The sequence below is a fragment of the Pseudomonas sp. C9 genome, assembly GCF_002000165.1.
Taxonomy (GTDB): Bacteria; Pseudomonadota; Gammaproteobacteria; order Pseudomonadales; family Pseudomonadaceae; genus Aquipseudomonas.
This window is the reverse complement of record NZ_MPAK01000001.1, coordinates 1,061,805-1,084,081: the sequence shown is the minus strand read 5'-3', so window position 1 is coordinate 1,084,081 and position 22,277 is coordinate 1,061,805. Positions and strand designations below refer to the sequence as shown.

Below are 22,277 nucleotides of genomic sequence, written 5' to 3'. Positions count from 1 at the left end.
TTATTTTTGTTTTTATTTTGAAAAGATTTGAGTGAGGGCCAAACCATGCCGATACAACCTGGGCTCTACCAACATTACAAAGGTCCGCAGTACCGCGTATTCAGTCTTGCGCGGCATTCGGAAACTGAAGAAGAAGTGGTCTTCTACCAAGCCCTGTATGGCGATTACGGCTTTTGGGTACGTCCCTTGAGCATGTTTCTTGAGTCGGTCGAGGTTGACGGCGAACAGGTGCCACGCTTTGCTTTGGTGCAAGCCGAACCGAGCCTTTTTTCGAAGCCATAAGCTGAGTGCGCGCAAAACCCTGCGCTTGACCTCACCTTGTAGCCACTATATATAGCGGTGCCGCGTCAGGCGCCAACCGCCTTTCACTTCTAGAATTCAGGAATTTTCTGATCCATGGGCAAATCGCTGGTCATTGTGGAATCCCCGGCTAAGGCCAAGACCATCAACAAGTATCTGGGTAACCAATACGTGGTGAAGTCGAGTATCGGCCATATCCGAGACCTGCCCACCAGCGGTTCGGCTAGCGCCAGCAAAGAGCCAGCCGCCAAGCGCGGTAAGGCTGCCGCGGGCGAAGGTCCGGTGCTCTCGCCGAAAGAGAAAGCGCGCAAGCAGCTGGTCTCGCGCATGGGGGTCGATCCCGATCATGGCTGGAAAGCCAAGTACGAGATCCTTCCGGGCAAGGAAAAAGTCATCGAAGAGCTGCGCCGGCTCGCCAAAGATGCTGACACCATCTATCTCGCAACCGACTTGGATCGCGAGGGGGAGGCCATTGCCTGGCACCTGCGCGAAGCCATCGGTGGTGACGACAGCCGCTACAAGCGCGTGGTGTTCAACGAAATTACCAAGAAGGCGATTCAGGAAGCCTTCTCCAAGCCGGGCGAGCTGGACATCGATCGTGTAAATGCTCAGCAGGCGCGTCGCTTCCTCGATCGCGTGGTGGGTTACATGGTTTCGCCGCTGCTGTGGGCCAAAATCGCCCGTGGCCTGTCCGCCGGTCGCGTGCAGTCGGTTGCGGTAAAACTGGTGGTCGAGCGCGAACGTGAAATCCGTGCGTTCAACCCGGAAGAATACTGGGAAGTCCATGCTGACCTCGGTACCGCCAAGGGCGCGACCGTGCGCTTCGACGTGGCTCGCGAAAAAGGCGAGGCCTTCAAGCCGCTCAACGAAGCCCAGGCCATGGCCGCGCTGGAAAAGCTCAAGGCTTCCAGCTACAGCATCGTCAAGCGCGAAGACAAACCGACCAGCAGCAAACCGTCGGCTCCGTTCATCACGTCCACCCTGCAACAGGCTGCAAGCAACCGCCTGGGCTTCGGCGTGAAGAAAACCATGATGATGGCCCAGCGTCTGTACGAAGCCGGCTACATCACTTATATGCGTACCGACTCCACCAACCTCTCGGCCGATGCCGTGACGATGGCGCGCACTTATATTGAAGGCGAGTTCGGCAAGAAGTACCTGCCGGAAACCCCGAACGTCTACAGCAGCAAAGAAGGTGCACAAGAGGCTCACGAAGCGATTCGTCCCTCCGACGCCAATACCGAGCCAAGCAAGCTGTCGGGCATGGAACGTGATGCCGAGCGCCTCTACGAGCTGATCTGGCGCCAATTCCTGGCTTGCCAGATGTTGCCGGCGCAATACCTGTCGACCACGGTTACCGTCGGTGCTGGTGATTTCGAGCTGCGTGCCAAGGGTCGCATCCTGAAGTTCGACGGTTACACCCGCGTCATGCCGCAAATTACCAAGCCGGGCGATGATGATGTGTTGCCAGATATGGCTCAGGGCGATGCGATGAAGCTGATCAAGCTTGATCCGACCCAGCACTTCACCAAACCGCCGGCGCGCTACTCGGAAGCGAGCCTGGTTAAAGAAATGGAAAAACGCGGCATCGGTCGTCCTTCGACCTACGCAGCGATCATTTCCACCATTCAGGACCGTGGTTACGTCGCGCTGCACAACCGTCGTTTCTATTCGGAAAAGATGGGTGACATCGTCACTGAGCGTCTGTCCGAGAGTTTCTCCAATCTCATGGACTACGGCTTCACCGCCGGCATGGAAGAGCACCTCGATGACGTGGCCCAGGGCGAGCGCGACTGGAAAAACGTACTGGACGAGTTCTACGGTGACTTCAAGAAGAAGCTGGAAGTAGCCGAAAGCCCAGAAAGTGGCATGCGTGCCAACCAGCCGGTCATGACGGACATTCCGTGCCTGACCTGTGGTCGCCCAATGCAGATTCGTACGGCCTCGACGGGCGTGTTCCTCGGCTGCTCGGGCTACAGTTTGCCGCCGAAAGAACGCTGCAAGGCCACCGTCAATCTGGTGCCCGGTGATGAGATTGCCGCGGACGACGAAGGTGAATCGGAGTCGCTGGTGCTGCGTGGCAAGCATCGCTGCCCGATCTGCAGCACGGCGATGGACGCATACCTGCTCGACGAGAAGCGCAAGTTGCACATCTGCGGTAACAACCCGGATTGCGATGGCTACGAAATCGAAGAGGGTACTTATCGCATTAAAGGCTATGAAGGTCCGAGCCTGGAGTGCGACAAGTGCGGCAGCGAAATGCAGCTCAAGACCGGTCGTTTCGGTAAGTTCTTCGGTTGCACCAACGCAACGTGCAAGAACACCCGCAAGCTGCTGAAGAGCGGTGATGCGGCGCCGCCGAAGATGGATCCGGTGAAGATGCCTGAGCTGAAGTGCGAGAAGGTCAACGACACCTATATCCTGCGCGACGGTGCTTCCGGTCTGTTCCTGGCGGCGAGCCAATTCCCGAAAAACCGCGAAACCCGTGCTCCGCTGGTCATGGAAATCGTGCCGCACAAGGACGAGATCGATCCGAAGTACCACTTCCTCTGCGAAGCGCCGAAGAAGGATCCGGACGGTCTCCCGGCGGTGATTCGTTATAGCCGCAAGACCAAAGAGCAGTATGTGCAGACAGAAGTCGACGGTAAGCCGACTGGCTGGAAGGCGTACTACGACGGCGGCAAGTGGAAGGTTGAAGACAAGCGTCCCGCTGCAAAGGCTTAAAGGATAGTGGGCCGACGCCGTCGGCCAATGGGAGCAAGCTCCCTCGCCACATTACAAAGGCCGCATGACAACCCTCGGGTTTTCATGCGGCCTTTTGTTTTGTGCTTGCGGGAAGCGGAGGTGATCCACGACACTGTCTGACCTGTGTGAAGCAATTATTTCGTTGTGGAGACTGCCGTCATGGCCCACGAACTCTATACCCGTACCAATCAGAAGATTTATTTCGCCGGTCTGTCGCTGGAGGCGCTCGCCAGAGCTGAAGAGGGGCGGGCAATGAACTCGCTGGCGCTGATCCAGGCGGGTCGCGAATCGGCGTTGTTTCACCTGTACGGTGCTTTGTTGGGGCTATGCCATGAAATCGCCGGGTTCTATCGTTTGCCTCAAGCTAATGCGCCTCGGGCTGAGTTGTTGCTGACTCGCGAAATACTCGAGACCATCGCAATTCCTGAAATGGCTGAAATGGTCGAGCTCGCGCAAAACCCTGAAACCTGGCTGGCCAAGTTGTTGGCGGCCCATGCGGCGTTGTTTCAACCTCCGCGCGCGCCGCACAAGCCTAAGGGTGACGTGACTCAGCCATTGATTCTGGCTGTTAACCTCGATGAAGAAGAGGCGCCTGAGGAACTGAGTCGGGAGGAGTTGGAAGGCTGGCGTCAGAACCTGAAAGGGCTGGCAATCCGGTTTCGAGAAGGGTTGAACGAGTGCTGACGGATTAGCCGGTAAGACGGATGCCTTGAAAGGTGTCCGCTCAAGGATGGGTGCTGAAAGATATTTCCTTGCCATGACATCTGGTCAAGTTGCCGAGCGAAGCCTGACCGATGCCTATATAATCCCCGCCTTTCGTGGAGAACAGACCTTTATGCCAACGTCCTTTCTAGAAATTGTCGAGTTACCAGACGGTCGTATCGAGCTGCGCAGGGCCGAGGACGAGGGTTCTCTGGTCACTTTGGATTTCTCCGAGGATGCCAAAGCGTTCCTTCAAGGTCAGTACGTGGAAGTCGCCAAGGCGATGTTGAGCGTCGGTGTTCAGATGGCAGGGCGCCTGGTTGAAGGCGAATTTGATAAAGATCAGGGATCTCGCGTCCTTCATTGATCCCGCCCGTCGGATTGCAGGAATCGCTACAGGTCGGCTTCTCTATCCTTGGAGAAGCCCCGCGCAGTTCAACGCGCACATTGTTACTCGGCTAGCCCAATCGAATATTCAAGCTCTGTGCGTCCCCGGTTCGGGCGGCGCTGATCAACTGTTGCCGTGAAGTCGTGTTCAACGGATTGAGCCAGCTGACCACTGTGTGGCTGCGGCCCAGACGCAAGGCTTCGCAGGTCAACTGCTGGGCGCTTTGGGTGCCGCGAGGTTGCAACAGCAAGATGCGTTCGCGGTTAAGACCTGCATCCCGCAGCCAAGCCTGGGTCAGGCTCGCTGGCGGGGCAATCAATGTTAGCCAGCGTGCGTCCTGATCCTGGCTCAGCTCCCTGAGAATAGGTGCCAGAAGGTTCAGGCAGTTCCCGGCTGCACCACGTAGCGACAGCTCACTGAAGGCTTCGGGCTCGGCGCACCACGGCGACTCGACCACGTCTTTCAGGATCGGCGCCAATGGTTGCGCCATGAACGCCTCAAACAGCGGTAATTGGGCTTGCTGTGATGTGTGTGGGAACTGCATAAAGCCTCCTTTAGCGGCGAATCACGCCGACACTCAAGCCTTCAATCACCAGTTCCTGATCTTTCAGGTTCACTTCGATAGGGGCAAATTCAGGGTTTTCGGCAATCAACCAGACCTTGCTGCCGTCACGCTTGAAACGCTTGACCGTCACTTCGTCGCCAATTCGAGCGACCACGATTTGACCATTACGGGCTTCACGTGTGGTGTGCACGGCCAGCAGGTCCCCGTCGAAAATACCGACGTCTTTCATGCTCATGCCGTGAACCCGCAGCAAGTAGTCAGCGCGCGGATGGAAGAAGGCGGGGTTGATGTTGCAAGACTCTTCGATGTGCTGCTGGGCCAAAATGGGGGCACCGGCAGCGACTCGTCCAATGATTGGCAGCGTCGAGTCATCGGCTTTGGCTTCGAAGCCTGGAATGCGAATGCCACGGGACGCACCCGGAGTCATCTCGATAGCACCCTTGCGAGCGAGCGCCTTAAGGTGTTCCTCTGCCGCGTTGGGCGACTTGAAACCCAGCTCCTGAGCGATTTCCGCGCGGGTTGGTGGATAGCCGTTGTCTTCGAGGCAGCGTTTGATGAAGGCCAGAATCTCTGCTTGGCGTGGCGTCAGCTTTAGCATTTTGATCGCTCTGTCTTTTTATACAGTGACTGGGATTATATACAGTGAAAGCGTCTTGGCAATGCCCCTTTTTTCGCCGACTGCCCGACGGTCGATCGACCCGCTGATTGAAGCTTTGCCGTTGTATGGTTAAATAGCTGACCGACCATTCCCAAATCGAACTGCCAGGCTTGACAATGCATAGGCTGAAACGTATGTTTCAAACAAGTGTTTGTCAGGCGGAGTAGCCATGGCCCAGTCGGAAACCGTTGAACGTATTCTTGATGCTGCCGAGCAGTTGTTCGCGGAAAAAGGTTTCGCTGAAACCTCGTTGCGCCTGATCACCAGCAAGGCCGGTGTCAATCTGGCGGCGGTGAACTATCACTTCGGTTCCAAGAAAGCGCTGATTCAAGCGGTCTTTTCGCGCTTCCTCGGGCCGTTCTGCATTAGCCTCGATAAAGAGCTCGAGCGGCGTCAGGCCAAGCCCGAGAACAAGCCGACTCTTGAAGAGCTGCTCGAAATCCTCGTCGAGCAAGCCCTTGTCGTGCAACCTCGTAGCGGCAATGATCTTTCGATCTTCATGCGCTTGTTGGGTCTGGCCTTCAGTCAGAGCCAAGGCCACTTGCGGCGTTATCTGGAAGACATGTACGGCAAGGTGTTCCGTCGCTACATGATGCTGGTCAACGAAGCCGCACCGCGCATTCCACCGATCGAGCTGTTCTGGCGCGTACACTTCATGCTCGGTGCCGCAGCGTTCAGCATGTCGGGGATCAAGGCTCTGCGCGCGATTGCCGAAACCGATTTCGGCGTCAACACCTCCATCGAGCAAGTCATGCGCCTCATGGTGCCGTTCCTGGCTGCCGGCATGCGTGCCGAAACCGGTGTGACCGATACCGCCATGGCCACCGCGCAGTTGCGTCCTCGCAGCAAGTCGGCCCCGGCTCCCGCCAAGGTTTAACCGCTCACGGGTGGGCGCGGCAGCTGACATCCGCTAAGCTAGCCGCCCATGCCGACTCTCGTTATGAACCCGTTCCCCATTTGTATCGCCGACCTGCCGGGCTTTGCCCAAGGCGGCGAATTCGTGTGGGGCGGGTTTCTCGTTATCAAGGAATTTCTATGACTGCTGGCCTGCAAGGCTCGTTGATGGTGGACGTCGCCGGTACCTGGCTGACGGCTGAAGATCGCCAATTGTTGCGCCAGCCCGAAGTGGGCGGCTTGATCATTTTTGCGCGTAACATTGAAACTCCGCGCCAGGTGCGCGAGTTGAGCGCTGCGATTCGTTCAATTCGCCCCGACCTGCTGCTGGCGGTGGACCAGGAGGGCGGTCGCGTCCAGCGTTTGCGCCAAGGCTTTGTGCGACTGCCGGCGATGCGCGCCATCGCCGACAATCCAAACGCCGAATACCTGGCCGAGCAGTGCGGCTGGATCATGGCCACCGAGGTGCTTGCCGTTGGCCTCGACCTCAGTTTTGCCCCGGTGCTGGACCTTGATTATCAGCGCAGCGCCGTCGTAGGAACCCGTTCCTTCGAAGGGGACCCCGAGCGTGCCGCGTTGCTGGCCGGTGCTTTTATCCGGGGCATGAACAGCGCCGGCATGGCCGCTACTGGCAAGCACTTCCCCGGTCATGGCTGGGCTGAGGCGGATTCCCATGTCGCCATCCCGAACGATGAGCGCAGCCTCGACGAGATCCGCGCCAACGACCTGGTGCCGTTCGCCAAATTGAGCAAGCAACTGGCCGCCGTCATGCCGGCCCACGTTATTTACCCGCAAGTCGACTCCCAGCCTGCCGGCTTCTCCCGTCGATGGTTGCAGGACATCCTGCGCGGTGAGTTGCAATTCGATGGTGTGATCTTCAGCGACGACTTGTCGATGGCTGGTGCTCATGTGGTGGGCGATGCGGCCAGCCGGATCGAAGCCGCGCTGACCGCGGGTTGCGACATGGGCCTGGTGTGCAACGATCGCGCTGCTGCGGAGTTGGCGCTCAGCGCTGCCCAGCGGCTAAAGGTCAAACCGTCTGAGCGTATTGCGCGAATGCGCGGCCAGTCATACGCCAATACCGAATACCGTCAGAACCCGCGCTGGCTGACGGCTATCGGCGCGCTCAAAGACGCTCAACTGATTGAATAAGGACTTTACGTTATGACGGTTTACGCGATTATCGGTGGCACCGGCCTGACTCAACTCGAAGGCCTGAGCATTCGTCAGTCACTGGCGGTGGACACGCCGTACGGTGCGCCCTCGGCTGAAGTGCAGATCGGCGAATACGCCGGCAAGGAAGTGTTGTTCCTCGCCCGTCACGGTCATCCGCACCGTTTCCCGCCACATCAGGTGAACTACCGCGCCAACCTCTGGGCGTTGAAGCAGGCGGGCGCCGAAGCGATCCTCGCGGTCAACGCCGTGGGCGGGATTCATGCGGCGATGGGCACCGGGCATTTCTGCGTGCCGCATCAGTTGATCGATTACACCAGCGGTCGTGAACACACGTTTTTCGCCGATGAGCTGGAACACGTCACACACATTGACTTCAGCTATCCCTACAGCGAGCCATTGCGTCAGCAGTTGATCGCGGCGTTGGCGGCTGAAGGCGTCGGCTACAGCAGTCATGGCGTATACGCCTGCACCCAGGGGCCGCGGCTTGAAACTGTTGCGGAAATCGCCAGGCTGGAGCGTGATGGCTGCGACATCGTCGGTATGACCGGCATGCCGGAAGCGGCACTGGCTCGTGAGCTGGAACTGGATTACGCCTGCCTGGCGCTGGTGGTGAACCCGGCGGCGGGCAAGTCGACGGCGGTGATTACCATGGCTGAAATCGAGCAGGCGTTGCATGACGGGATGGGGAGGGTGAAGTCGACGTTGGCGCGGGTGCTGAAAGGGTAAGGCAGGCTTTGCATCGAGTTGACCCAATCGCGGGCGAGCCCACTCCCACAGGATTGATGTTGACCTTGTGGGGGCGGGCTTGCCCGCGAAAGCAATCGATCAGACGCAGAGACGTCAGCGCTTCTCCAGCTTATCCGGCAGTGGCGCAAACAACGCTTCAATATCATCGCTCTGCAACTTCCAGTCCCCGGCCTTGCGTCCATCCAGAACGCCGGCAGCCAGGTCGGATTTTTCTTTTTGCAGATGCTGAATCTTCTCTTCCACTGTGCCCCGGGCAATCATCTTGTAGACGAACACCGGTTTCTCCTGGCCAATTCTATAAGCCCGGTCAGTCGCCTGGTTTTCCGTTGCCGGGTTCCACCAAGGGTCATAGTGAATTACCGTATCCGCTTCAGTCAGGTTCAAACCAACACCGCCGGCCTTCAGGCTGATCAAAAAAATCTGACGCTTGCCGCTCTGAAATTCCTTCACTGGCGCACGTCGGTCGCGGGTTTGTCCCGTCAGCAGCGCGTACTCGACGCCACGCTTCTTCAGTTCGACTTCAATAAGCGCCAGCATTGACGTGAACTGTGAAAACAGCAGAATCCGCCGACCTTCTTCAAACAATTCCTCAAGCATTTCCATCAAGCTGTCGAGCTTGCCCGATGTGCTGCTGCGAGACGGCAGGGCGGCATCGTTGACCAGGCGCAAATCACAGCACACCTGACGCAGCTTCAGCAGCGCCTCAAGAATGATGATCTGGCTGCGCGCTACGCCTTTGCGGGTGATCTCGTCGCGGACCTTTTTGTCCATGGCCAGGCGCATGGTTTCGTACACATCGCGCTGGGCTTCGTTGAGCTCGACCCAGTGAATGATCTCGGTCTTTGGCGGCAATTCTTTCGCGACCTGTTCCTTCGTCCTGCGCAAAAGGAACGGTTTGATCCGGCCGTTGAGGTGCGAAAGCCTGACTTCGCTTGCGCGTTTTTCAATCGGCACCCGGTAGTCGCTGTTGAAGCTTTTTACATCCCCCAGCCAGCCGGGCAGCAGGAAGTGAAACAGCGACCACAGCTCACCCAAATGGTTTTCCAGCGGTGTGCCGCTCAGGCACAGGCGCTGGCGCGCATTGAGCTCGCGGGCGGCCTGGGCGGCCTTGCTGTTGGGGTTCTTGATGTACTGCGCTTCATCCAGCACCAGTACGTGCAATGGCTGCGCGGCGAGGCGTTCGACGTCCTTGGGTAGCAGCGCATAAGTGGTCAGGATCAAGTCGTAATCGGCCAGATGGTCGAAATGTTTTTTGCGACTGGCGCCGTACAGTGCCAGCACTTTGAGTTGCGGCGTGAAGTGCGCCGCTTCGTCGAGCCAGTTCGGGATCAGGCTGGTGGGCATTACCACCATGCACGGCCGATCCAGGCGTCCTGCATTTTTCTCGGTAAGAACATGCGCCAGGGTTTGTAGGGTTTTGCCCAGGCCCATGTCGTCCGCGAGAATCCCTCCGACCTCCAGTTGCCGTAACGACTGCATCCAACTCAGGCCTTCCAGCTGATAGGGGCGCAGGGTTGCGTTCAAGCCTTCCGGTACGGTCGCGGTGTAGTCCTTGATGTCGCGAAGACGCTGGGCGAACGAGCGGATCTGTTCCCCGCCTTCCCACAGCAGCGGCATGTCTTCCAGCGGATTCAGACGCGTGGCGTCAGCCTTGCTCAAGCGCAGCGTGGTTTCGCCGGGTTCTTGCAGATAGAACTCGCCGAGCGTCGCCAGTACCGGCTTCAAGCGCCCGAAGGGCAGGGCGACTTGCAGTGGGCCGTATTCGGAGTTCGGACGATTGGGAATGTTCACCAGAATCAGCTCGTCGTCGCGCCGGCGGGCCAGGCGCTCCGGGTTGAGGATTTCGGTGTGGGAGCGCATCAGGTTCAACAGGATCGGCAGTAAACTCAGGCGCTCGCCATTGACGATAATCCCCAGCTCGAGATCAAACCAGTCGCGCTCCGGTGCCTGCTCGACGGTGGCGTACCAGTCGTCCACGGCGGTCAGGTCGAAACCGAAGTCTTCGTCGATCTGCAATTCCCAACCTTGGGTGCGCAGCTTCGGCAACTCATTCAGGGTGAACGTCAGCCAGGCACTGTCATTGACCATCTCGTAGAGCTCGCCGGCGCTTTCCGGCAACGCTTTACTTTGCCGGGTGGCAATCTTGAAGCCAAGGATTCGCAGCTGTTCTCTGTAGGTTTGTTCGACGTCCGGGTGACGTTTTATCCGCAACGTCTGGGTTTCCTGGCGAATCAGGATGTCGGTGTTCTTTTGTCCGCAGACGTATTCATCCAGATAGCTGAAAGACAACGCCGCGCGATGCTGGATATAGCGCTGCATTTTGCCGTTGCGCGGTTCGAAAGCGCTGAACTCGATACTCGCCAGCCACAGTCGCGGCACCGGTTGGACATTATCCACCAGGATTTGCGGAGGTGCTTTCGGGCTGCGGTTTTCCAGCACGGCCTGAAGTTTTTCCAGTAGCTCGGCGTCCTGCGCGGCGGCGGGGTAGTCCAAGGTTTCCTGGACCTTCAGCAGTACCGCTGCGCAATGTTTGCAGTTGTTGTGAACCGGGCAGGTGCACGTCGCGTCGACCATCAGCAAGGTGGCTTTGGCCGACTCGCGCAGGCGAATGGTCTGACGGTAAACGTTACCGCCAGAACCTTCGCACGCGGCGATAATCGTAGCATCGCCGACCTCGACGATTCTGACGCGATTCTCCAGGGCGTAGCGACGGCCACGCTCCAGGCTTTGCTCTTTGAACCGGCTGACCCAGGAAGGTCCCAGGGGTTTGCTCAGGGTCGAGGTCATAGGGACTTCAATCAGTCCGGAATTTCATCGGGGACTGGCCGAGGTGCAGGGGCGGTAAGCGAGGTGATCTTGATCAGCAAGCCGAGGTGGCCGTTGTCGAGGAAGTTCAGCTGGCCGTTCTTGGTATGGCTTTCTTGCTTGAGGCGCTCGCTGGCGGTGACCATGCCGTTGGCGTCGATCTGGTTAACCCAGAAATCGGCGTCTACGTCGGTGAATCGTCCCAGTTTCAGGTTCAGCGTGCCCTCGATCGGGAATTGGCCGAACTGTTCCTTGCCGTCGCTGATCGCGACTTTGCTGCCTTCTTCACCCAGGTTCTGTTGCCAGGCCTTGTGCAGCAACACAGTGTAGTCGGTGCTGGCGGTGAGTTTTTCCACTTCGCCATTCAGGCTTGGCGTGCGCAGGCTGTCGGGTTTGATGCTTTGTGCGCCGGCGGCCCAGTCTTCCGGTGCAGCGCGGCTAACGATAGCGGGTACAGCGTTCTGGCGGACCAGAATCATTTCAATCTGATACATGTCATCGGCAAACGCCGTTGGAGCGACCAGGGTTGTCAGCAAGGTCAGTAAGCGAAACAGGCGCATGCGGCGTCCTTCAAGCAGTTTTCGGGATGAGGCACTCAAGCAGCGCCTCTACAGTATTAAAGCGCTCTTGCGGGCTTTCCATCGGGACCATGAATTTAAACATCGTGGCACCTTCGAATTTGTAGCGTTTGGGTTGGCCCTGAATCAGTTTGATCAGTGTCAGCGGGTCGACCGGCGTCTGCGCCGCGAACTCGATGCGGCCACCTTGCGGGCCACCGTCGACTTTCTTGATGCCCAGCAGTTCGGCCTGCAGCTTCAGCGCGGTGATGCGCATCAGGTTCTTGGTCGGTTCCGGCAGCAGGCCGAAACGGTCGATCATTTCAACTTGCAAGTCTTTGAGGCCGTCTTCATCGGTGGCCGAAGCAATGCGTTTGTAGAGAATCAACCGGGCGTGAACGTCCGGCAGATAGTCTTCGGGAATCAACGCCGGAACGCGCAGATTGACTTCCGGGCCACCGCCCAACGGCTGATCCAGGTTGGGTTGCTCGCCCTTGCGGATCGATTTCACCGCGCGCTCGAGCATTTCCATGTACAGCGTAAAGCCAACCGCCTGGATCTGCCCGCTTTGACCGTCGCCCAGCAACTCACCTGCGCCACGGATTTCCAGGTCGTTGGTGGCAAGCACGAAGCCCGCGCCGAGGTCCTGGGTGTTGGCAATCGCTTCCAGGCGTTTTTCTGCGTCCGGGGTAATTTGCTGGCGCGGCGGCGTCAGCAGGTAAGCGTAAGCCTGGTGGTGACTGCGCCCGACACGGCCGCGCAACTGATGCAGTTGTGCCAGCCCGAATTTGTCGGCGCGCTCGATGATGATGGTGTTGGCGCTCGGCACGTCGATGCCGGTCTCGATGATGGTCGAGGCGATCAGCACGTTGAAGCGCTTGTGGTAGAAGTCGCTCATCACCTGTTCGAGTTCGCGTTCGCGCATTTGTCCGTGGCCGATGCCGATCCGCGCCTCTGGCACCAGTTCGGCGAGGTCGGCGGCGCATTTCTCGATGGTCTTCACGTCGTTGTGCAGGTAGTAAACCTGACCGCCACGCAGCAATTCCCGTAGCAGGGCCTCTTTGACCGTGCTCTTGTTCTGCTCCATGACGAAGGTCCGCACCGACAGGCGACGAGCCGGCGGGGTGGCGATGATCGACAGATCGCGCATGCCCGACACCGCCATGTTCAGCGTGCGCGGAATCGGCGTGGCAGTCAGGGTGAGAATGTCGACTTCGCTGCGCAGCGCCTTCAGCTGTTCCTTCTGGCGCACGCCAAAACGGTGTTCTTCGTCGATGATCACCAGCCCGAGGTTTTTGATCTTCACGTCATCTTGCAGCAACTTGTGGGTGCCGATAACGATGTCGATCTTGCCTTCGGCGAGATCCGCGACCGCGGCGTTCACTTCCTTGGTCGACTTGAAACGACTCATCACTTCCACGGTCACCGGCCAATCGGCAAACCGGTCGCGGAAGCTGTTGTAGTGTTGCTGGGCGAGCAGGGTGGTCGGTACCAGAATGGCGACCTGACGACCGCCATGCACGGCGATGAAGGCGGCGCGCATCGCCACTTCGGTCTTGCCGAAGCCAACGTCGCCGCAGACCAGGCGGTCCATCGGTTTCGGCGCGAGCATGTCGGTGCGTACCGCTTCAATGGTGGTTTGCTGGTCCGGGGTTTCTTCGAACGGGAAGCCGGCGCTGAAGGTCGCGTAGTCGGCTTTCGGGTCTTCGAAGGCATAGCCTTCGCGCGCGGCACGACGTGCGTAGATGTCGAGCAGTTCGGCAGCCACGTCGCGCACCTGTTCGGCGGCTTTGCGTTTGGCTTTTTGCCAGGTTTCGGAGCCGAGACGGTGCAGCGGGGCCAAGGCATCGTCGCTGCCGGTGTAGCGAGCGATCAGGTGCAGGTTGGCCACCGGCACGTAAAGCTTTGCGCCTTCGGCGTATTGCAGCGTGAGGAATTCGGCCGCCTGATCGTCGATTTCCAGCGTCGCCAGCCCGAGGTATCGACCGACACCGTGATCGATATGCACCACCGGCGCGCCTTCGCGCAGTTCGGTGAGGTTCTTGATGACCGCATCGTTATTGGCGTCGGCGCGTTTTTCGCGACGACGGCGCTGCATCACGCGCTGACCGAACAGCGGGCTTTCGGCAACTAGCGCCAGCGCCGGATCATCGAGCACCAAGCCTTCGTCGAGCGGGGCAATGGTGATCGCCAGGCGTTCTTTGCTGGAGACAAAGTCCGGCCAGCTGTCGACGGTTTTCGGCCGTAGCTTCAGGCGTTCAAGTAATTCCAGCAATACTTCGCGACGGCCCGCCGACTCGGCGGTAAACAGCACGCGTCCGGGGAATTCATCGAGGAAGCCGGCCAGTGCCGCCAATGGCTGAGTGGCCTTGGCTTCGATGGCCAGGTTTGGCAGTTCCCGCGCCGGGAAACGCTCGCGACCGACACCGGTTTCCACGTCCTGTTGGCTGGCGACGACGCGGGGCCAGGTCTTCAGGCGTGCAAAACAGTCTTCCACTGGCAGGAACAACTCGGCCGGCGGTAACAAAGGACGGGACGGGTCGACACGGCGTTCTTCGTAGCGATTGCGCACGTCGTTCCAGAAATTCTCCGCCGCCTGTTCGATGCCCGGCAGGGAAAACACTTGCGTGTCCTGCGGCAGGTAATCGAACAGCGTCGAGGTTTCCTCAAAGAACAGCGGCAGGTAGTACTCGATACCTGCTGGTGTGATGCCACTGCTCAAATCCTGAAAGATCGGGCAGCGACGGAAATCGACATCGAAGCGCTCGCGAAAGCGTGCCTTGAAACGGGTGACCGCGTCTTTTTGCAGCGGAAACTCCCGCGCTGGCAGCAAGCGGACAGTGTCGACCTTATCGATGGAGCGCTGGTTTTCGGGATCGAATGTGCGCAGCGTCTCGATTTCGTCATCAAACAGGTCGATGCGGAACGGTAGTTTGCTGCCCATCGGGAACAGGTCGATCAGCGAGCCGCGCACGGTGAATTCGCCGTGCTCGTACACCGTGTCGACATAGCGATAACCGCTGGCTTCAAGCCGCGTGCGCATTTGTTCGACGTCGAGTTTCTGGCCAACATCCAGCACCAGGCTGCTGCCGAGCAGGAATTTGGTCGGCGCCAGGCGATGCAGGGCTGTGGTGATCGGCACCACCAGAACGCCATGGTTCAGCTCCGGCAGCCTATATAAGGCAGCGATGCGCTGGGAAATGATGTCCTGGTGCGGCGAAAACAGATCGTAGGGCAGGGTTTCCCAGTCCGGGAAATGCAACACGGGCAAATCCGGGGCGAAGAAGCTCAGCTCCTGCTCCAGCCGTTCGGCGCTTTGGCTATCGGCGGTCAGCAGCAGGGTAAAGCGCTTGGCAGCGCTGGCAGCCTCGGCAATCGCCAGGCTGAGGGCAGCACCGGGCAGGTTGCCCCAATGCTGTTTACCTGCCGCGGCAGGGAGAAGCGGTAGACGCAGAACGGGCACGGAAGGTTGAGCTCCAAGCGTTGCGACAAAGTCGGTAATTGTAGCGGTCCCGGGTGCCGCCTGTCAGTTGCAGACTGTGTCTATTACGCAGGTTTGGCGAAATGTAGTGGTAAAGACAAAATTCGGCGGTTTTTTACTGGGAATGACTGGATATGTAGTGGAAAAACCAACGAGTGTTACGGAGGGTTACGGATAAGGTCGCGCTGTCTCCAAAAAATTGACTGCGCTGAAAGCCCCGGTTTTATTGGGCTTTGGCGAGGCGTGATTTTTTTGAACAGGAAAATGTTACGGATCGCACGACAAGCGCGCATTGCTACGGGAGGGAGTCGGCGGCATAATGTAGCCCCTTTTTTCTGCCCCTACATGTGGAAGGTTCCCGTGACTCAGAAGCCCGACCAGTGTCTTGGTGAATGGATCGACCGTGAAGCACTCGCAGAAGCGATGATTCCGCTTATCGGTCAGCTCTACCGCAATAACAACGTGGTGAGCTCGATCTATGGCCGCAGCCTGATCAACCGTTCAGTCATTGCGATTCTCAAAGCTCACCGCTTTGCTCGTCATCGTCAGTCCGATGACAGCGAATTGTCCGTCCACGAAACATTCCCGCTGCTCAAAGCGATGAGCGAGCTCAAGCTCGGCGCCGCTTCGGTAGACCTGGGCAAGCTTGCGGTCAAGTTCAAGACCGAAGGCAAAGGCCGTACTGCCGAGCAGTTCGTCCGTGAAGAACTGGCTGATGTGGTTGGTCAGCAAAACGTTGCCGCGCGCAAAGGCACCGACGTTGTCCTGTACGGCTTCGGTCGTATCGGCCGTCTGCTGGCGCGCATCCTGATCGAGAAAACCGGTGGTGGCGACGGCCTGCGTCTGCGCGCCATCGTTGTCCGCAAGGGCGCCGAGAACGATCTGGTCAAGCGTGCAAGCCTGCTGCGTCGTGACTCGGTTCATGGTCCGTTCGATGGCACCATCACCATTGATGAAGCCAACAGCACCATCACCGCCAACGGCAACCTGATCCAGGTTATCTACGCGAAAAACCCGACTGAAGTGGACTACACCCAGTACGGCATCAAAGACGCGCTGCTGGTGGACAACACCGGTGTATGGCGTGACGCCGACGGTCTGGGCCAGCACTTGGCTTGCCCGGGGATCGATCGCGTTGTTCTGACCGCGCCAGGTAAAGGCAAGCTGAAGAACATCGTTCACGGCATCAACCACGGTGAAATCACCGCTGATGACAAGATCGTTTCTGCCGCTTCCTGCACCACCAACGCCATCGTGCCGGTGCTGAAAGCTGTCAACGACAAGTTCGGCATCATCAATGGTCACGTTGAAACCGTTCACTCGTACACCAACGACCAGAACCTGATCGACAACTTCCACAAAGGCGATCGCCGTGGCCGTAGCGCCGCGCTGAACATGGTTATCACCGAGACCGGTGCTGCCACTGCTGCTGCCAAGGCTCTGCCTGAACTGGCTGGCAAGTTGACCGGTAACGCGATCCGCGTTCCGACGCCAAACGTGTCGATGGCCATTCTCAACCTGAACCTTGAGAAAGCCGCCACCCGCGAAGAGATGAACGAGTACCTGCGCTACATGGCGCTGCACTCCGATCTGCATAAGCAAATCGACTACGTCAATTCGCAGGAAGTGGTTTCCACCGACTTCGTTGGCTCGCGTCACGCAGGTGTTGTGGACGCTGAAGCGACCATTACCCAAGACAACCGCGTTGTTCTGTACGTTTGGTACGACAACGAGTTCGGTTACAGCTGCCAGGTAGTTCGCGTAATGGAAGACATGGCCGGTGTAAACCCGCCAGCTTTCCCGCGCTAAGCGCTACCCGCTGCAAATGAAAACGCCCCGACCTAGGTCGGGGCGTTTTTGTTTGTGCGGTGATCATAGCCTCATTTCTATCGCATAATGGCGGGCCTTGACGGCGTGTCTGGGCTTTTTTCAGGGGATGCAGGATTTGTTGAAATGGCGGCTTTTCAGTCTCGTCACATTGATCGCCGCGTTGCCAGGCTGCGGCAACAGCGACTCCATGGAGAGTTTCGGCGGCCCGACCATGGGCAGTACTTATTCGATCAAGTACGTGCGTAGCGAAGGTCTTCCTGCCCCCAAAGACGTCAAGGTCGAAGTCGAGAAAATCCTCGCTGAGGTCGATCAACAAATGTCGACCTACCGCAGCGACTCGGACATCGAGCATTTCAACGACCTACCCGCCAATCGCTGTCAAAAAATGCCCCCGCCAATCCTCAAGTTGATCCGCGTTGGCGAACAACTGTCAGAGCAAAGCGAAGGCTCCTACGACTTGACGGTAGAACCATTGCTCAACCTTTGGGGGTTCGGCCCGCAGGCGCGAGCGGAAACTGTCCCATCTGCCCAGGCGCAGGCAGAGGTGCGACAGCGTGTCGGATACCAGCACCTGCGCATCGACGGTGATCAGTTGTGCAAGGATGCCGCCGTCGAAGTCGACTTCAACAGCATCGCCGCCGGTTATGCCGTCGACACCATTGCCGCAAAACTCGAAGCCATGGGTATCCACAATTACCTCGCCGAAGCCACGGGCGAGCTCAAGGCTGCCGGCAAAAAAATCGATGGCTCAGCGTGGCGCGTCGCCCTGGAAGAGCCTCGTGACGACCAGCAAGTGGCGGAGCGCATCATTGCTGTCGATGGCTATGGCGTTTCCACCTCCGGTGACTATCGCAATTACTTTCAGCAGGACGGAAGGCGTTATTCCCACACCTTCGATGCCCGCACCGGTGCTCCGGTCCTACACACCCTGGCGTCAGTAACGGTGATTCATCCTTCGGCATTGATGGCCGATGGACTATCTACGCTGTTGCTGATTCTCGGCCCTGAACGGGGGTGGGACTATGCCCAGGCACATGACATCGGTGCATTCTTTGTGATTCGTGCCGATACAGGTTTCGTCACACGAACCAATCAGGCTTTCGAGCGGCTCAGCGGCGCAAAAACTGACTGAGGACAATACGAAAGCTGGCGTTGTAGTGCAGGCAAAAGTAGCCTACGACGCGACCAAGGGTTAATGTGCGCGGCGTTGACGCTTCTATAGACTGTGTCCGGGTTCTGCACTGGCCCCAAATTGTTCCTTCACGCCACAGATTGGCGTGATTTAGCCGCAGGGTGCCGATGGCATCGCGGCCTGTTCTGAGGAGTACGCATGGCTGTCTACAACTACGACGTGGTGGTGTTGGGTTCCGGCCCGGCGGGAGAAGGCGCGGCAATGAACGCCGCCAAAGCAGGGCGCAAGGTGGCGATGGTCGATAGCCGTCGCCAGGTCGGCGGCAACTGCACCCACCTGGGTACCATCCCGTCCAAGGCACTGCGTCACTCGGTCCGGCAGATCATGCAGTTCAACACCAACCCTATGTTCCGGGCCATTGGTGAGCCGCGCTGGTTCTCGTTTCCGGACGTACTGAAAAGCGCCGAGAAAGTCATTTCCAAGCAAGTCGCTTCGCGCACCGGCTACTACGCCCGTAACCGCGTCGACGTGTTTTTCGGCACCGGCAGCTTCGCCGACGAGCAAACCATCGAAGTGGTCTGCGCCAACGGTGTGGTCGAAAAGCTGGTAGCCAAGCACATCATCATTGCCACCGGTTCGCGTCCTTATCGCCCGGCGGACATCGATTTCCACCACCCGCGTATCTACGATAGCGACACCATCCTCAGCCTCGGCCACACCCCGCGCAAACTCATCGTTTACGGCGCCGGTGTGATCGGTTGCGAATACGCGTCGATCTTCAGCGGTCTGGGTGTACTGGTCGAGCTGGTGGACAACCGCGGTCAGTTGCTGAGCTTCCTCGACTCCGAAATTTCCCAGGCGTTGAGCTACCACTTCAGCAACAACAACATCACGGTTCGCCACAACGAAGACTACGATCGCGTTGAAGGCGTGGACAGCGGTGTGATCCTGCACCTCAAGTCCGGCAAGAAGATCAAGGCCGACGCCTTGCTCTGGTGCAACGGCCGTACCGGCAACACCGATCAGTTGGGCCTGGAAAACATCGGCGTGAAGGTCAACAGCCGTGGCCAGATCGAAGTCGACGAGGCTTACCGCACCTGCGTACCAAACATCTACGGTGCCGGTGATGTCATCGGCTGGCCGAGCCTGGCGAGTGCCGCGCATGACCAGGGGCGTTCGGCTGCTGGCAGCATCGTCGACAACGGCAGCTGGCGCTTCGTCAATGACGTGCCGACCGGCATCTACACCATTCCGGAGATCAGCTCGATCGGCAAGAACGAGCAGGAGCTGACTCAGGCCAAGGTGCCGTACGAAGTGGGCAAGGCGTTCTTCAAGGGCATGGCGCGGGCGCAGATTGCCGGTGAGCCGCAAGGCATGCTGAAAATCCTGTTCCACCGTGAAACCCTGGAAGTGCTGGGCGTTCACTGCTTCGGTTATCAGGCGTCGGAGATCGTGCACATCGGTCAGGCGATCATGAACCAGCCGGGCGAACTGAACACGCTGAAGTATTTCGTCAACACGACGTTCAACTACCCGACCATGGCCGAAGCCTATCGGGTAGCGGCGTACGATGGCCTCAACCGGCTTTTTTGACGGGCTCCGGCCGGTGGCCTGAGCCGGCCGGGGAGACCGATTTCAGCAATTCTCGAGCGTGGCGCTGGCCAAACCGGGAAAGTCTGTAATCAGGCTGTCAACGCCGAAGTCGGCGAGTCTGCGCATCAGCGCGGGCTCGTTGACTGTCCATACCGACACATGCAACCCCTGGCGCTGCGCCTTCTGCAGGCGCTCCGGCGTACACAGGGTCCAGTTCAACGCCAGAATCTCACAGCCGTAGCTTGCCGCAACCTTCAACGGGTCGAGCCAGGCGTATTCGGCCACCAATCCGCGAGACACGTCCGGCACCAGGTCCAGCGCGGCTTTCAGCACTTCGCGTGAACTTGAGGTGATCGTGACCTTGTCGAGCAGACCGAAACGCTGAGCCATTTCACGAATCGCCAGTACCGTCGTCGCAGCGCGAGTGCGTGAGGCGCTCTTGACTTCCAGTTGCCAGTGATCGAAGTCGCACTTCTCGAACAATTCTTCCAGCGTCGGGATAGGGCAGGGTTTGATCCAGCCCGGGCCACCCTTGCGTGCGTCGTAGGTCACCAATTCGGCCGCCGTGTGTTCGACGACTTTGCCGCGACGGTCAGTGGTGCGTTTGAGTGTCGGGTCGTGTATGACCATCAACTCGTTGTCCATGGACAAGTGCAGGTCCAGTTCGCAGCGGCGCACGCCGTGCTTGAGGCATTCCTGAAAACTGATCAGGGTGTTTTCCGGTGCTTCGCCCTTGGCGCCGCGATGGCCGTAGATGAGGGTCACGGTTCTTCCTTAAATTAAATGCCTGATTCGTTTTCGCGGGCCAGTCGTCGTTCCTGGGCCTGCTTTTGCAAAATATAGCGGGCGAGCAACTGCCGTTGAGCATCGGTCGGGCGTTCGAACTCGGTGCCGATATCAAAGGCACCAGCCTTGCGGTCGCAATGGGTGACGCGGGCTCGCAGCAACAGGCCGAGGGCTTGCGGCATCAGCACCATTTTGACGGACAGGTGTGCACCTACGGATATAGATGTCGGGTGCTGGAAGTCGATGCCGCCTTCGGAAATGATCACCGGCTGCGGTTCTCCGATCTGTCCGAGCACGGTGATCGCGATCACCTGGCTCAGTAAATCGATACGTTTGTTCTGGGATTTCAGGAAGGCTGCGAGGTTGCGCTCGCGCTCACTGATCTGGCGTAACAGGTGTTGTGACTCGAATTCGCTCAGGTGCAGTTCGCTGAGCAAGTTGAATAGTGGAGAAGCATCCTGCAACACTTCCAGGCCTGCGGCCTCGGGAGCGGACAGGGTCCGAATTTCCAGTGCGATCGTGTCCTCGATACGGTAGTATTCGCGGCGATCTTCTTCATCTAATGTCGACATGGCGAACCCATGGTAGCGGCGGTGGTCTGAGTGTAAAGCTGGTTATCGACCCCCGCCACAAGGACGTTCCTTTTCCCTCCGAACAAGCCCCGACATGTTCAGACCTCTCTTCGCATTTATTGGCACGCGTTATACCCGTGCAAAGCGTCGCAATCATTTTGTGTCGTTCATTTCCCTGACCTCGATGATCGGACTCGCCCTTGGCGTAGTCGTGATGATTGTGGTGCTGTCGGTCATGAACGGCTTCGATCATGAGATGCGCACCCGTGTGCTGGGCATGGTGCCCCACGCGACCATCGAGTCCGGTGAGCCGATCAGCGACTGGCAAAGCCTGGCCGCCAAGGTCAAGCAGAACTCGCAGGTGACGGCCGTTGCGCCGTTTACTCAGATGCAGGGTTTGCTGACCAACAACGGCAAAGTCTCCAAAGTCCTGCTCAACGCCATCGATCCTGCGCTGGAACGGCAGGTCTCGATCATTGATAACTTCATGCAGCAGGGCAAACTCGACGATCTCGTTCCGGGCGAATTCGGCATCGTTATCGGCGACAAGGCGGCAGCCAAGCTCGGCGCGGCTATCGGCGACAAACTGACGTTTGTCGCGCCAGAGGTCACCGTGACCCCGGCTGGCATGTTCCCGCGCATGAAACGCTTTACCGTGGTGGGCATTTTCCATGTGGGCGCCGGTGAGCTGGACGGCTACCTGGGCATCACCAACCTGCAGGACCTGGCCCGGCTGCACCGCTGGAAGCCGGATCAGGTCCAGGGCATCCGCTTGAAGTTCGACGACCTGTTCCAGGCGCCGCGCACCGCGTGGAGCATCGCCCAGCAACTCGGCGAGGACCGTTTCTACGCCCGTGACTGGACGCGCACCCACGGCAACCTGTATCAGGCGATCCGCATGGAAAAAGCCATGATCGGTTTGCTGTTGCTGCTGATTGTCGCCGTTGCTGCGTTCAACATCATTTCCACGCTGGTGATGGTGGTGAACGACAAGAAGGGCGACATCGCGATTCTGCGCACACTGGGCGCCACGCCGCGCACGATCATGGCGATCTTCATGGTGCAGGGTACGGTCATCGGTGTGGTCGGTACGCTGATCGGCGCTGTGGTCGGGATCTTCGCCGCGTTGAATGTCAGCGCCGCGATCTCGGCGCTTGAAGGCCTGATCGGCCACAAATTCCTTAACGCCGACGTGTACTTCATCGATTACCTGCCGTCGCAAGTGCAAAGCCAGGATGTGTTGATGGTCTGCGCCGCCGCGTTGGTCCTGAGTTTCCTCGCCACCCTGTATCCAGCCTGGCGTGCCGCGCGCACCCAGCCTGCGGAGGCGCTACGTTATGAGTGAG

The 22,277-nt window shown here is 58.7% G+C and carries 18 protein-coding genes; 11 read left to right on the top strand and 7 right to left on the bottom strand.

The features are described from left to right. Positions 1 to 45: 45 nt before the first annotated feature. The 4 genes from BMS17_RS05180 to BMS17_RS05165 all read left to right on the top strand — a co-directional run bounded on the left by BMS17_RS05180 (position 46) and on the right by BMS17_RS05165 (position 4,114). Positions 46 to 282 carry a DUF1653 domain-containing protein gene (locus tag BMS17_RS05180; protein WP_046026993.1) on the top strand — a complete coding sequence of 79 codons (237 nt, stop codon included), beginning with the start codon at positions 46 to 48 and terminating at the stop codon, positions 280 to 282. A gap of 114 nt (positions 283 to 396) precedes the next feature. Beyond that, the gene (topA, locus tag BMS17_RS05175; protein ID WP_046026992.1) at positions 397 to 3,024 is read left to right on the top strand and encodes a type I DNA topoisomerase; all 2,628 of its coding nucleotides are present in this window, start codon (positions 397 to 399) and stop codon (positions 3,022 to 3,024) included. A 180-nt stretch (positions 3,025 to 3,204) separates the two neighbouring features. Next, entirely contained in the window at positions 3,205 to 3,729 is a 525-nt protein-coding gene (locus BMS17_RS05170; protein ID WP_046026991.1) for a DUF6586 family protein, read from the top strand. 151 nt (positions 3,730 to 3,880) lie between these two features. Further along, complete coding sequence (locus BMS17_RS05165) at positions 3,881 to 4,114, top strand: hypothetical protein (RefSeq protein WP_007944145.1); 234 nt, start codon at positions 3,881 to 3,883, stop codon at positions 4,112 to 4,114. A 91-nt stretch (positions 4,115 to 4,205) separates the two neighbouring features. Here BMS17_RS05165 and sulA read toward each other — a convergent pair whose 3' ends face one another. Together sulA and lexA are read right to left on the bottom strand one after the other, a co-directional pair. Then, on the bottom strand, positions 4,206 to 4,679 hold the full coding sequence (gene sulA / locus BMS17_RS05160) for an SOS-induced cell division inhibitor SulA (RefSeq protein ID WP_046026990.1): 474 nt from the start codon (positions 4,677 to 4,679) through the stop codon (positions 4,206 to 4,208). Positions 4,680 to 4,689: 10 nt separating this feature from the next. Next, positions 4,690 to 5,298, bottom strand: a complete 609-nt coding sequence (gene lexA, locus BMS17_RS05155; protein WP_046026989.1) for a transcriptional repressor LexA — start codon at positions 5,296 to 5,298, stop codon at positions 4,690 to 4,692. A 229-nt stretch (positions 5,299 to 5,527) separates the two neighbouring features. On the opposite strand from lexA, the gene BMS17_RS05150 reads away from it, so the two are divergent. From BMS17_RS05150 to BMS17_RS05140, 3 genes are all read left to right on the top strand, one after another. Next, entirely contained in the window at positions 5,528 to 6,235 is a 708-nt protein-coding gene (locus tag BMS17_RS05150) for a TetR/AcrR family transcriptional regulator (protein WP_046026988.1), read from the top strand. Between the two features lie 170 nt (positions 6,236 to 6,405). Further along, positions 6,406 to 7,404: a beta-N-acetylhexosaminidase gene (gene nagZ / locus BMS17_RS05145; RefSeq protein WP_175649008.1), complete on the top strand. Its 999-nt coding sequence runs from the start codon at positions 6,406 to 6,408 to the stop codon at positions 7,402 to 7,404. A gap of 12 nt (positions 7,405 to 7,416) precedes the next feature. Next, positions 7,417 to 8,154, top strand: coding sequence for an S-methyl-5'-thioinosine phosphorylase (locus BMS17_RS05140; protein WP_077430565.1), 738 nt, complete (start codon positions 7,417 to 7,419; stop codon positions 8,152 to 8,154). 114 nt (positions 8,155 to 8,268) lie between these two features. Here BMS17_RS05140 and BMS17_RS05135 read toward each other — a convergent pair whose 3' ends face one another. From BMS17_RS05135 to mfd, 3 genes are read right to left on the bottom strand one after another with little or no spacing between them, the layout of a single operon-like run. Then, positions 8,269 to 10,962 carry a DEAD/DEAH box helicase gene (locus tag BMS17_RS05135; protein WP_077430564.1) on the bottom strand — a complete coding sequence of 898 codons (2,694 nt, stop codon included), beginning with the start codon at positions 10,960 to 10,962 and terminating at the stop codon, positions 8,269 to 8,271. Positions 10,963 to 10,973: 11 nt separating this feature from the next. Further along, positions 10,974 to 11,540, bottom strand: coding sequence for a CsiV family protein (locus BMS17_RS05130; protein WP_046026984.1), 567 nt, complete (start codon positions 11,538 to 11,540; stop codon positions 10,974 to 10,976). Positions 11,541 to 11,550: 10 nt separating this feature from the next. Continuing rightward, complete coding sequence (gene mfd / locus BMS17_RS05125) at positions 11,551 to 15,000, bottom strand: transcription-repair coupling factor (RefSeq protein WP_077430563.1); 3,450 nt, start codon at positions 14,998 to 15,000, stop codon at positions 11,551 to 11,553. Between the two features lie 363 nt (positions 15,001 to 15,363). Here mfd and BMS17_RS05120 point away from each other — a divergent pair, with 363 nt between their 5' ends. The 3 genes from BMS17_RS05120 to sthA all read left to right on the top strand — a co-directional run bounded on the left by BMS17_RS05120 (position 15,364) and on the right by sthA (position 19,573). Beyond that, on the top strand, positions 15,364 to 16,827 hold the full coding sequence (locus BMS17_RS05120) for a glyceraldehyde-3-phosphate dehydrogenase (RefSeq protein ID WP_046026982.1): 1,464 nt from the start codon (positions 15,364 to 15,366) through the stop codon (positions 16,825 to 16,827). A 127-nt stretch (positions 16,828 to 16,954) separates the two neighbouring features. Beyond that, entirely contained in the window at positions 16,955 to 17,980 is a 1,026-nt protein-coding gene (locus BMS17_RS05115) for an FAD:protein FMN transferase (RefSeq protein WP_046026981.1), read from the top strand. A gap of 198 nt (positions 17,981 to 18,178) precedes the next feature. Continuing rightward, a complete protein-coding gene (sthA, locus tag BMS17_RS05110) occupies positions 18,179 to 19,573 on the top strand; it encodes a Si-specific NAD(P)(+) transhydrogenase (protein WP_046026980.1) in 1,395 nt (464 codons plus the stop codon). A gap of 42 nt (positions 19,574 to 19,615) precedes the next feature. On the opposite strand, the gene BMS17_RS05105 is transcribed toward sthA, so the two are convergent. Then, positions 19,616 to 20,338, bottom strand: a complete 723-nt coding sequence (locus BMS17_RS05105) for a glycerophosphodiester phosphodiesterase family protein (protein WP_046026979.1) — start codon at positions 20,336 to 20,338, stop codon at positions 19,616 to 19,618. Positions 20,339 to 20,352: 14 nt separating this feature from the next. Further along, a complete protein-coding gene (locus tag BMS17_RS05100; RefSeq protein WP_046026978.1) occupies positions 20,353 to 20,931 on the bottom strand; it encodes a PilZ domain-containing protein in 579 nt (192 codons plus the stop codon). Between the two features lie 94 nt (positions 20,932 to 21,025). Here BMS17_RS05100 and BMS17_RS05095 point away from each other — a divergent pair, with 94 nt between their 5' ends. Further along, positions 21,026 to 22,276, top strand: a complete 1,251-nt coding sequence (locus tag BMS17_RS05095; RefSeq protein ID WP_046026977.1) for a lipoprotein-releasing ABC transporter permease subunit — start codon at positions 21,026 to 21,028, stop codon at positions 22,274 to 22,276. The last annotated feature ends 1 nt before the right edge of the window (position 22,277 follow it).

Bases quoted from the DNA above. Each gene is read 5' to 3' on its own strand.
- BMS17_RS05180 (WP_046026993.1), top strand. From the start codon at position 46: ATGCCGATACAACCTGGGCTCTACCAACATTACAAAGGTCCGCAGTAC.
- topA (WP_046026992.1), top strand. From the start codon at position 397: ATGGGCAAATCGCTGGTCATTGTGGAATCCCCGGCTAAGGCCAAGACC.
- BMS17_RS05170 (WP_046026991.1), top strand. From the start codon at position 3,205: ATGGCCCACGAACTCTATACCCGTACCAATCAGAAGATTTATTTCGCC.
- BMS17_RS05165 (WP_007944145.1), top strand. From the start codon at position 3,881: ATGCCAACGTCCTTTCTAGAAATTGTCGAGTTACCAGACGGTCGTATC.
- sulA (WP_046026990.1), bottom strand. From the start codon at position 4,679: ATGCAGTTCCCACACACATCACAGCAAGCCCAATTACCGCTGTTTGAG.
- lexA (WP_046026989.1), bottom strand. From the start codon at position 5,298: ATGCTAAAGCTGACGCCACGCCAAGCAGAGATTCTGGCCTTCATCAAA.
- BMS17_RS05150 (WP_046026988.1), top strand. From the start codon at position 5,528: ATGGCCCAGTCGGAAACCGTTGAACGTATTCTTGATGCTGCCGAGCAG.
- BMS17_RS05140 (WP_077430565.1), top strand. From the start codon at position 7,417: ATGACGGTTTACGCGATTATCGGTGGCACCGGCCTGACTCAACTCGAA.
- BMS17_RS05135 (WP_077430564.1), bottom strand. From the start codon at position 10,962: ATGACCTCGACCCTGAGCAAACCCCTGGGACCTTCCTGGGTCAGCCGG.
- BMS17_RS05130 (WP_046026984.1), bottom strand. From the start codon at position 11,540: ATGCGCCTGTTTCGCTTACTGACCTTGCTGACAACCCTGGTCGCTCCA.
- BMS17_RS05120 (WP_046026982.1), top strand. From the start codon at position 15,364: ATGTGGAAGGTTCCCGTGACTCAGAAGCCCGACCAGTGTCTTGGTGAA.
- BMS17_RS05115 (WP_046026981.1), top strand. From the start codon at position 16,955: ATGCAGGATTTGTTGAAATGGCGGCTTTTCAGTCTCGTCACATTGATC.
- sthA (WP_046026980.1), top strand. From the start codon at position 18,179: ATGGCTGTCTACAACTACGACGTGGTGGTGTTGGGTTCCGGCCCGGCG.
- BMS17_RS05100 (WP_046026978.1), bottom strand. From the start codon at position 20,931: ATGTCGACATTAGATGAAGAAGATCGCCGCGAATACTACCGTATCGAG.
- BMS17_RS05095 (WP_046026977.1), top strand. From the start codon at position 21,026: ATGTTCAGACCTCTCTTCGCATTTATTGGCACGCGTTATACCCGTGCA.